Annotated in this window: 7 protein-coding genes; all 7 read left to right on the forward strand. The window is 67.3% G+C overall.

The features are described from left to right. Window positions 1-968, forward strand: a 968-nt coding sequence (locus IRZ30_RS12550; RefSeq protein WP_294085603.1) for a hypothetical protein, incomplete at its 5' end; no start/stop codon positions are given. 1123 nt (window positions 969-2091) lie between these two features. Continuing rightward, complete coding sequence (locus IRZ30_RS12555) at window positions 2092-2427, forward strand: PadR family transcriptional regulator (protein ID WP_294085605.1); 336 nt, start codon at window positions 2092-2094, stop codon at window positions 2425-2427. After that, on the forward strand, window positions 2385-3119 hold the full coding sequence (locus tag IRZ30_RS12560; protein ID WP_294085607.1) for a hypothetical protein: 735 nt from the start codon (window positions 2385-2387) through the stop codon (window positions 3117-3119). The genes IRZ30_RS12555 and IRZ30_RS12560 overlap by 43 nt, the downstream gene beginning before the upstream one ends. 246 nt (window positions 3120-3365) lie before the next feature. Next, entirely contained in the window at window positions 3366-5111 is a 1746-nt protein-coding gene (locus tag IRZ30_RS12565; RefSeq protein ID WP_294085608.1) for an ABC transporter substrate-binding protein, read from the forward strand. Between the two features lie 81 nt (window positions 5112-5192). Further along, on the forward strand, window positions 5193-6143 hold the full coding sequence (locus IRZ30_RS12570; protein WP_294085609.1) for an ABC transporter permease: 951 nt from the start codon (window positions 5193-5195) through the stop codon (window positions 6141-6143). Between the two features lie 9 nt (window positions 6144-6152). Beyond that, window positions 6153-7061 (forward strand): oligopeptide ABC transporter permease, encoded by a 909-nt coding sequence (opp4C, locus tag IRZ30_RS12575; RefSeq protein ID WP_294085611.1) that lies wholly within the window; start codon window positions 6153-6155, stop codon window positions 7059-7061. A 56-nt stretch (window positions 7062-7117) separates the two neighbouring features. After that, entirely contained in the window at window positions 7118-9061 is a 1944-nt protein-coding gene (locus IRZ30_RS12580) for a S9 family peptidase (RefSeq protein ID WP_294085612.1), read from the forward strand. The last annotated feature ends 1033 nt before the right edge of the window (window positions 9062-10094 follow it).

Consider the following 10094-nt stretch of genomic DNA (forward strand, 5'->3'; position numbering starts at 1 on the left):
GGGTGACCGCGACGGCCGAGCAGGATCCGCCCACCACCCCTACCCCGACGCCGGCGCCCACGCCCACCCCGGAGCCGACGCCGACCCCGACACCCACGCCGACACCGGTCCCGCCGCCACTCGCGCACTGCTACGAGCCGCGTCCTACCCCGTCTGACGAGACGGCGGAGTCGCCATTCACCCTCCGCCCTGCCGACCCGCGCTCGCTGTTCCAGAACTGCCAGGTCGTCGCCTACTACGGCTATCCGGATACCCCGGTCATGGGAGTCCTCGGCAGCGCCGACCCGAACACGGTGGTTGACCAGCTTCTCGCCCAGGCTGCGGAGTACGACGCGACCAATGGTGATCGGACCGTCGCTCCGGCGCTGGAGTTGATCTACGCGGTGGCACAGGGATCCGAGACCGACGACGGCACCTACCTCTACCGCATGCCGGACGAGCTGGTGCAGCAGTACCTCGAGGTGGCGGAGCGGCGTGATCTTCTCGTGATCCTCGATATCCAGATGGGCCACAGTACGGTCGAGGCGGAGCTCCCCCACGTGCTGGAGTACCTGAAGAACCCGCGGGTTCACCTGGCGCTCGACCCGGAATTCGCCACCCCGGGCGAAGTGCCGGGTACGATCATCGGCGACATGGACGCTGAGGAGATCAACCGGGCGCAGGAGATGCTCGCGCAGTTGATCGAGGACGAGAAACTGCCGAACAAGATCCTGGTGGTCCACCAGTTCGACTACGTCATGATCCGCAACAAGGAAGCGCTGCGGCAGGTGCCGGGGATCGATCTGGTGATCGACATGGACGGCTTCGGATGGGCCGAGGACAAGATGGGCGGCTACCAGCGCTTCGTCAACGAGGACGGCGCGCCCCACGGCGGCTTCAAACTCTTCTACGACCAGGACGCCGACCTGATGACCCCCGAGCAGGTCAACCTCCTTACCCCGCAGCCGGACGTGGTGATCTATCAGTGATGCGTGATGCGTCATGCGTCATCCGTCATGCGTCACGTGTGGGGCGACCGTGTGGCGTAGACCCGACGGTGCTCGGGCCTGATGCCGTGATGTAGCCGGCCTGCGTGGCGGATGCCCGGGGCGCACAAGCCGCCGAGCGGACAAGGAAAGCCGGCGACCGGCGGCTAGGGATTGCATTGGAGTGCGGCAGCCCCAGCCGCGCGCCGGGGTTGGTGCCGCGCCGCCGTTGGGACGCGCGATGGGTGGTGCGACGGATCCGGCGCCGTGATCCCGTTTCGGGGCAGGTGGTGGGAAGGATCCCGCGCCGTGGCAGGTGCCCGGGGCTCAAGCCGCCGGGCTGACAACGACAGCCGGCTAAAGCCGGCTGTCGGAAACGGGATCAGATCCTGGTGATACGGTGTCCGCCGGTCGGCATGTGTCCAAGGGTGATGAAGTCTGAAGAATGATACGAGTGTCCGCCGTGCCGGCGGCTCTAGCCCCGGGCACGGGCCGCGCGGCGGGATCCTCTCACCACCCGGACGGACTACCGTCCTCAGCCGGCTTATGGAGTTTGACAAATTACCGTGGTACATGTACCGATCACCGTGGTCTCGTCCTTGTCATCCTGAGCGGAGCCGGCCGGCGCGGGAGCGCCGTGCGGCGGAGCGAAGGATCTCGCGTCGGTTCCAGCATGCACCGGAGAGATCCTTCGCTGCGCCCGGGGGGGGGGGGGGGCCGCGGCCCCCGGCTCCGCTCAGGATGACACGCGGGGAGTCGCGGGGGCTGGCGGGTAGACACGACTAATTCGTCAACCTCCATCAGCCGGCTTTCGTTGTCAGCCCGGCGGCTTGAGCCCCGAGCATGGGCCACGGCGCGGGGATCCTCACGCCACCCATCCCACGTTCCGACGACGGTACGAAACCGGTCCCGCCGCGGTATCAGCCGCGTGCTACCACAGCGGCAGCTCGGGCCGCCACACTCCAAACCCGGCCGCCGGGTTTCGTTGTCAGCAAGGCGGCTTACCCCCGGCACACGGACCTCCACATGCCACTACCTTGTGTCACAAGGTAGCTTGTGCTACCATGTGGCCATGGATACGAGCGCGCTGCTGACACAGATGCGAAGAGGCGCCCTGGAGGCGTGCGTGTTGGCCCTACTGGAGGGCGAGGCGCGCTATGGGTTCGAGCTGGTGCAGCGGCTGGGGCAGAACCCGGCGCTGCTCACCAGCGAGGGGACGATCTACCCACTGCTGAGCCGCCTTCACCGCGAGCGGCTGGTCGAGACCGAGTGGCGCGAGTCGCCCGCCGGGCCGCCGCGGAAGTACTACCGGCTGACGCCGCGTGGGCGGGAAGCGTTGGCCGTCTTTCGGCAGCAGTGGGTGGGGTTTCGGGACGCCGTCGACGGCGTGCTCGGGACGCCACAAAACGGAGGAGACACATGGTCCGCAACGGTGAAACCGACGACGGAGTCCGGCGACTGATCGAGCGCTACCTCCAGGAGGTGGACGAGGCGCTGGTCGGGGTGCCGGCGGCGCAACGGCGGGAGATCCTGGAGGACCTGCGCACGCACATTGATGCCTCGCTAGCGGCTGCCGGAACGCGCGATGAGGCGACGGTGCGGACCATCCTCGACCGCCTGGGAAGCCCGGAGGAACTGGCGCGTGAGACGCGCGAGCGCCTCGGGGTGCCGGAGCCGATCCCGGTCGCGCCGGCGGGACCGGGGTTCCTCGAATACGCTGCGATCGTGCTCACCGCTCTCTTCTGGCCGGTCGGCATCCTGCTGGCCTGGCTCTCACCCATGTGGCGCACGCGCGACAAGGTCGTCGCGACCCTCATCGGGTGCCTCGCGATCGTCCTCGCCATCGTCGGGCTGATGGAGTTTCGGGTCGGTTCGGCGACGGCGGTCCAGGAGCACCGGCAGGACGTGCCGGTGCCGATGGAGCGGCGGGGGGACGTGCCGTCCAACGAACGCGAGCCTTCCGTTGAGACAACGCCGGCACCGGTCGAGCGAGCCTCGGAGTCGTCGGCATGGTGGGACGTGCCTGTGCGGCTCGCGGCCTTCGTGGTGGGGATGCTGGTCCTCTTTTCCCCCTTCCTCTCCGCGCTCTACCTCGCGATCCGGCTGCGGCGGCCGCGGGCACCGGCGCCGCGAGCGGCCTCCGTGCCGGTCTAGTGCCTGCTCCGCAACTCGGTCGCACGATGCCGGACGGCGGGTGTCGACCCTCCTGTAGCCGGCCGCGCTGGGCCGGGCAAGGGCCGCTGACCGCGTTGACAGCGGCCCATTCCAGTGCGTAGCATACGCGCGTTGAAATCCACTGTGACCCGTGCCACACATCACCGCATGCGAGACGATTGTATTTTCGGGTGTTTGCCGGGTCGGGTGCGGCTATCAGGGTGGTTGAGGAGGGACGAGTCGATCATGGGCACCGCTACTCAGCCGGGGATCCCGGCGGGCGAGCAATCGCGTGTCTGGTCGCGGCGGCGTTTCCTGACCTTGATCGGCGCGACTGCGGCGGTTTCCGCGAGCGGCATCCTCGCTGCGTGCGGGGGCGGGAGCAACGAGACCAGTCAGACGACTCCGACGGCGAGCGGTGACCAGCCGGGCGGCGCTGCCACCCCCGGCGGGTCCGGCGGCGAGAGCGTCCAGGGCGGCACGCTCACCTACGTCACCAACGAGGAGCCGGACACGCTCAACCCCTACCTGACCCAGCTCGTCGTGGGCTTCGACATCCTCTCGCTGTTCATGGAGAGCCTGCTTGAGGCGGATGACACCGGCCAGTACGGCCCTCGGCTGGCGGAGGCGTACGAGGCCGCGCCCGATGGATTGAGCTACACCTTCAAGCTGCGCACGGGTGTGAAGTGGCACGACGGGAGCGACTTCACCGCGCAGGACGTGATCGAGTCGTACAACATGATCATGAACCCCGACTTCGGCGCCTTCAACCAGCAGGGGTGGGAGCAGATCACGGAGGCCGAGACGCCCGACGACCACACGGTGGTGTTCAAGCTGGATCGGGTGTTCGCGCCCTTCATCGCCAATGTGGGTGGCACCTACATTGCCCCCGCGAGCGCCCTGACCAAGGGGATCCAGAGCTTCAAGGAGGAATTCGGCCGGCAGCCGTACGGCACCGGTCCGTACACGTTTGTCGAGTGGGTCTCGGGCGATCATGTGACGGCCAACGCGAACCCTGACTACTGGCAGGGGGCGCCGAAGCTGGAGCAGATCGTCTGCAAGTTCGTGCCGAACTCGAACACGATCGCGGTGCAGCTCAAGTCAGGCGAGGGTGACCTGGCGGCGTATGTGGATGCGCAGCAGTACGACACCTTCGTCGCGATGGAAGACAAGCGGGTCATCGAGACCGACAGCCAGGCGTGGTACCACCTCGACCTGAAGAACATCGACTTCCTGATGGAGAAGCCGGTGCGCCAGGCGCTCGACTTCGCCACGCCCAAGCAGGAGATCATCGACAAGATCCTGAAGGGGCATGCGACGATCTCGGTCGCGGATATCGCGCCGATCTCCTGGGCCTACAACCCCAACATCGAGCCGCGGCCGTACGACCTGGAGCAGGCCAAGAAGCTGCTCGATGACGCCGGCTGGAAACCCGGCCCCGACGGCATCCGCCAGAAGGATGGCAAGCGGATGCAGCTCGAACTGTGGGGCATCGCCGGGGACCAGCAGGGCCAGCAGATCCTCCAGGTAATCGCCGCTTCCTGGAAGCAGATCGGTGTCCAGGCCGATCTGAAGTTCCAGGACATCCGCACGCTCTGGGGGCCGGAGGGGTATCAGTTCACCGAAACCCCGACCGCCTGCGGGTTCTCCTGGTTCAACGGGAACGACCCGGACAACACGTTCTACTGGCACAGCAGCCAGATCCCGGACTCGCCGACCGGATCGGGCGGCAACCTGCCGGCGTACTTCAACCCGTACGACATGCAGGACCAGATCGACGAGCTCACCGAGCGCGGCGTCTCCACGATCGACCAGGAGGAGCGCAAGCAGATCTACTGGCAGATCCAGGAACTGCTCCACGAGTACGTGCCGGTTATCTTCATCTACTGGAACAAGCTGATCTTCGTCTGTCCCAAGAACCTGCAAGGCTTCAACCCCAACGCGTTCACGCCGCTCTTCTACAACGTGCACGAGTGGGCGTACAGCGCGTGAGCGCCGTTTGATCCGGTAAGGGCCAGGCCGCGCCTCGCCTGCGGGTGAGGCGCGGCCGCATCAGGAAGGACACGGTGGCCGGTGCTGCGCTACACCGTGCGGCGCTTGCTCGGAGCGGTTCCGCTGATCATCGGGATCTCGCTGATCTCATTCCTGTTCATGCAACTCGCACCCGGCGGGCCCGATGCCATGTTCGCGCGCAGCGGACGGATGAGCGACGAGCAACTGGCGGCGATCCGCCGCAACATGGGTCTCGACCAGCCGGTGCCGGTGCAGTATCTCCACTGGCTAAAGAATTTGCTGAAGGGTGACCTGGGCACGTCCTACGTGCAGAACCGCCCGGTGACGACCGTCATCCTGGAGCGTCTGCCGAGCACCCTGATCCTGGTCGGCGCCGGACTCAGCATCGCGCTGGTGCTGGCCCTCGCTTTCGGGGTGCTGGCTGCGGTGCGCCAGTACAGCCTCTTCGACCACATCGTCAGCGCGATCTCGTTCTTCGGTCTGGCCATGCCGGTCTTCTGGTTCGGCCTGATGTTGCAGCTCCTATTCGGGGTGCGGCTCGGCTGGCTGCCGACGGCTGGGATGCACGCCACCGGCGAGACCGGCCTGCTCGACCTTCTGAAGCACCTGGCCTTGCCCGCCTTCACACTCGCGGTCGGGACCATCGCCGGCTGGAGCCGGTACGTGCGCTCCTCGCTGTTGGAAGTCATCCATAAGGACTACATCCGCACCGCGCGGGCGAAGGGGGTGCGGGAACGAACCATCTTCCTGCGCCATGCGCTGCGCAACGCACTGATCCCCTTCGTCACGGTCGTCGGCATCGACATCCCGCTCTACGCGGTCGGCGCGGTGGTGACCGAGACCGTCTTCGCCTGGCCGGGGATGGGGCGGCTCTTCTACGACTCACTCGCCTCGCGGGACTACCCGGTGCAGATGGGTATCCTGGTGCTCTCCTCGGTCGCGATCATCCTGGGCAACCTGATCGCGGATCTGATCTATGCCCTGCTCGATCCGCGGATCACGTACGACTAGGGGGCGCCGGTGAAGGAGCGGCTACGAACCGAGACACAATCGGTCACGCCACTGCTGCCCGAGCACGTGAGTGCCGGCCGGAGCCACGCGCGGATCGCCTGGGAGCGCTTCCGTCGGCACCGGCTGGCCATGGTGGGCCTGCTGATTCTCGGGGTGTTGACGCTGCTGGCGGTGCTGGCGCCGGTGATCGCGCCCTACGGTCCGGACGAGCAAGACCTCTTCAGCATCACGACGCCCCCGTCGCGTGCGCACTGGCTGGGGACCGACGAATTGGGCCGCGATGTGCTCACGCGCGTGATGTACGGCGGGCGAGTCTCCCTCTCGGTTGGGCTCGCGGCCGCGCTGATCTCCAGCCTGATCGGCGTCGTCGTCGGTGCCGTGGCCGGGTTCTACGGCCGCTGGATCGACGCGGCGCTGATGCGGTTCATCGACCTGATGCTTGCGTTCCCGGCGCTCTTCTTCCTGCTCGTCCTGTTCACCATCGTCTCGGCGTCGGTCTGGAATGTGATCCTCTTCCTCGGGCTCTTCGGCTGGATGTGGCTGGCGCGGGTGATCCGGGGTGAGATCCTGGCGCTCAAAGAGCTCGACTTTATCGACGCGGCGCGTGCCATGGGCGCGAGCAATGCGCGGATTATCATCCAGCACCTCCTGCCCAACGTGACGGCCGCGATCATCGTGTCGACGACGCTCTCGATGGCGTACAACATGATCGCCGAGGCGACGTTGGACTTCCTCGGCTTCGGGGTGCCGCCGAATGTGCCGACCTGGGGCAACATGCTCACCGGCGCATCGAACTACTATCTCCAGGTGCCGCTGCTGCCGGTCGCGCCAGGCGCCGTGCTGGTCCTGGCGATCCTGGCAGTCAACTTCATCGGGGACGGGTTGCGCGATGCACTCGATCCCTTCACTGAGTGGTAAGATCCGCGGCCGGTGTCTTTCTCCAGCCGGCATGATCACATGAGGAGGTAGCTCCTGTGACAGGTGACGAGCAGGCGTCCAGCGTCCCGCAGCCGCTCACGACCGAACAACTGGTTACCCACCGGCGACCGAGCGACCCGCAGATCTCACCCGACGGTGAGCGGGTCGCTTTCACGCTGCGGCCGGTCAGCAACGAGAAGGAGCATCCCGAGTCGGCGATCTGGGTCGTGCCGTTCGCCGGCGGCGAGCCGCGCCAGTTCACCGCCGGGCAGTGGCTGGACGAGGAGCCACGCTGGTCGCCCGATGGCCGTCGCCTGGCGTTCCTCTCCGACCGGGCCGAGCGCGGCAAGAAGAGCGTCTACATCATGCCGGCCGACGGGGGCGAGGCGCGGCGCGTCTTCGACCAGCAGGGCGACATGGAGCATCTCTCCTGGTCGCCCGATGGTCGCTTCCTGGCGGTCCTCTTCACCGACCCCGAGACGGAGGAGGAGAAGAAGCGCAAGGAAGAGCGCGACGACGCGCGGGTGTGGGACACCGACTACAAGTACCAGCGGCTCTGGGTGATCGACGTCGAGGCCGGGACGGCCGCGGCCGTATCGCCGGAGGGACGGCAGGTCTGGACCTACGCCTGGTCGCCCGACAGCGAGCGGTTGGCGCTCAACCTCACCCCGACGCCGCGCATCGACGACATCTTCCAGGAGAACGAGGTCGTTATCGTCCCGCGCGCGGGTGGCGAGCCGACGCCGGTCTTCCGCCAGATCGGTATGGCGGAGCACCTGACCTGGTCGCAGGACGGCGCGTATCTCGCCTACCGGGCACGCGCCGGGCGGGTCGTCAACGGCGATTACGTCTACCGTATCCCGGTCGAGGGGGGTGAGCCGGTCTGCCTGACCCCTGGCTACGACGGGACGAGCGAGGCGCTGTGGCCACTGGGGCGCGACGCCCTGCTGATGGTGGCCGACGAGGGCGTCAACATGACCCTCTACCGGCTGAGCTGGGAGGGCGAGCGTGAGCGGCTGCTGGCTGAAGAGCCGTGGGGGACGTTCGCGCCGGTCGCGACGGCCGACGCCAGCGGGCAACGGATCGCGGTGGTGTGGGAAGACGCGACGCACGCGCCGGACGTGTGGGTGCTGTCGCGTGAAGACATATCCCCTGCGCTCCAGCGGCGCACGCACTTCAACCCGGAGCTGGAGGCAGCCGCCCTGGGCGAGGTGGAGATCGTGCGTTGGGAGAGCGATCCCGGCGTCGAGGTCGAGGGGTTGCTCTTCAAGCCGGTCGGCTATCAGGAGGGCCAGCGCTACCCGCTGGTGGTGCAGATCCACGGCGGGCCGACGTGGCTCTGGACCAACCAGTTCGCCGCCACGTGGCACGAGTGGGCGCACGCTCTGGCCGGGCGCGGCTATGCCGTCCTCATGCCCAACCCGCGGGGCAGCACCGGTCGCGGTCCGGAGTACTCAAACGCGCTCTTCGGCGATGTCGGCGGCTGCGAGTACCGCGACATCATGGCCGGCGTCGATTACCTGATCGAGCGTGGTATCGCCGACCCCGAGCGGCTCGGCGTCGGCGGCTGGAGCTGGGGCGGCTATATGACCTCCTGGATCGTCAGCCAGACCACCCGCTTCAAGGCGGCGGTCATGGGGGCGGGGCTGCCCAACATGATCAGCGACAACGGCCTGGGCGACATCCCCAGCGCCAACCTCTCCTACTTCGAAACGAGCCCGTACCACGACCCGGAGCCGTACTTCGAACGCTCGGCGATCCGCTACATCCGGAACGCGACCACACCCACCCTCATCCTCCACGGCGAGGAGGACCGCCGGGTGGCCATGGCGGAGGGGCAGGAGATGTACGTCGCGCTCCGGACCCTCGGCGTCGAGACCCAGTTCGTCACCTACCCGCGCGAGGGCCACGCCATCCAGGAGCGCAAGCACCAGAGCGACCTCATCAACCGCGTGATCGGCTGGTTCGACCGTCACCTGCGCCCAGAGCAGGCGGGGTAAGGCGTTATAGCCCTCATCGGCTGGCGGAGCGGACCTCAGATGCTGGTTGCGGCCCGGGGCTAAAAGTCCCGGGCTGACAACGAAAGCCGGCTGTAGCCGGCTCTTTGGAGTGCGGCGGCCCGAGCCGCCGCTTTGGTATCGCGCGGCGTCAGCCGCACCCGGGTTGGTGCCGCGCCGACATTGGGACGCGAGGTGGGTGGTGTGTAGGATCCTATGCCATGGTCCCGTTCGGGGGCGGGTGGCGCGACGGATCCCACGCCGTGGCACGTGCCCGGGGCTCAAGCCGCCGGGCTCAGCACGAAAGCCGGCTCAAGCCGGCTGGGATCGCGGTACGGATCAGACCCCGATGTGCCGGTCTCGCCGCGCGGCGCGTGCCCGGGGCTAAAGCCGCCGGGCTGCCATTGGGTAAGCCCACTGAAGGGGCTACGATGGCCACACCCCGGCGGAGCCGTTCCGGCATCCCGCGGGACGTCCAATCCTTAGCCCCTTCAGTGGGCTTCGCTTTGTCAGCCCGGCGGCTTTAGCCCCGGGCACGCGCCACGGCGTGGGATCCGTCGCACCACTCATCGCGCGCTCGTTGGACGGCGCGAGATCGTGCCAGCATCTTGCCTGTGCCCTAGCCCGAGTGAGACGGATTCGCCTTGCCAGCCCGGGGTGAACCGTAGGCCCCCTCTCCAGGCGCACACCCCTTCAGTTCATAGCCGACTTCTCCTGTCGCCCGGGGGCCTCTTGCCTTGCACCCCCTCACCCCAGCGGATCCCTCCGCGTTGCGCAACTATCACGAGTGCAGTGACAATTCGCTGTGCCAAACATTATTTCAGTCTGCACCGACCGGCCCGGGGGCGGGCAATTCACGGATGCTGGTGCCGGGGGGCTAGCGCAATTCGCCAGAGGGTGGTACATATGGGTTAGGTACCCTGTGAGTACGGCAGCGTGAAAAATCGGTCAGGCGGTCTTGGGCGCCGACCGGCGAGAGGAGTCGGCTTCGCATGATTCCTGGACCTTTCGAGTACCATGCTCCGGCTTCGCTCTC

Source organism: Sphaerobacter sp. (genome assembly GCF_019683595.1).
Taxonomy (GTDB): domain Bacteria; phylum Chloroflexota; class Chloroflexia; order Thermomicrobiales; family Thermomicrobiaceae; genus Sphaerobacter.

Coding starts and splice junctions, on each gene's coding strand:
- IRZ30_RS12565 (WP_294085608.1), top strand. CDS start 3,366: ATGGGCACCGCTACTCAGCCGGGGATCCCGGCGGGCGAGCAATCGCGT.
- IRZ30_RS12560 (WP_294085607.1), top strand. CDS start 2,385: ATGGTCCGCAACGGTGAAACCGACGACGGAGTCCGGCGACTGATCGAG.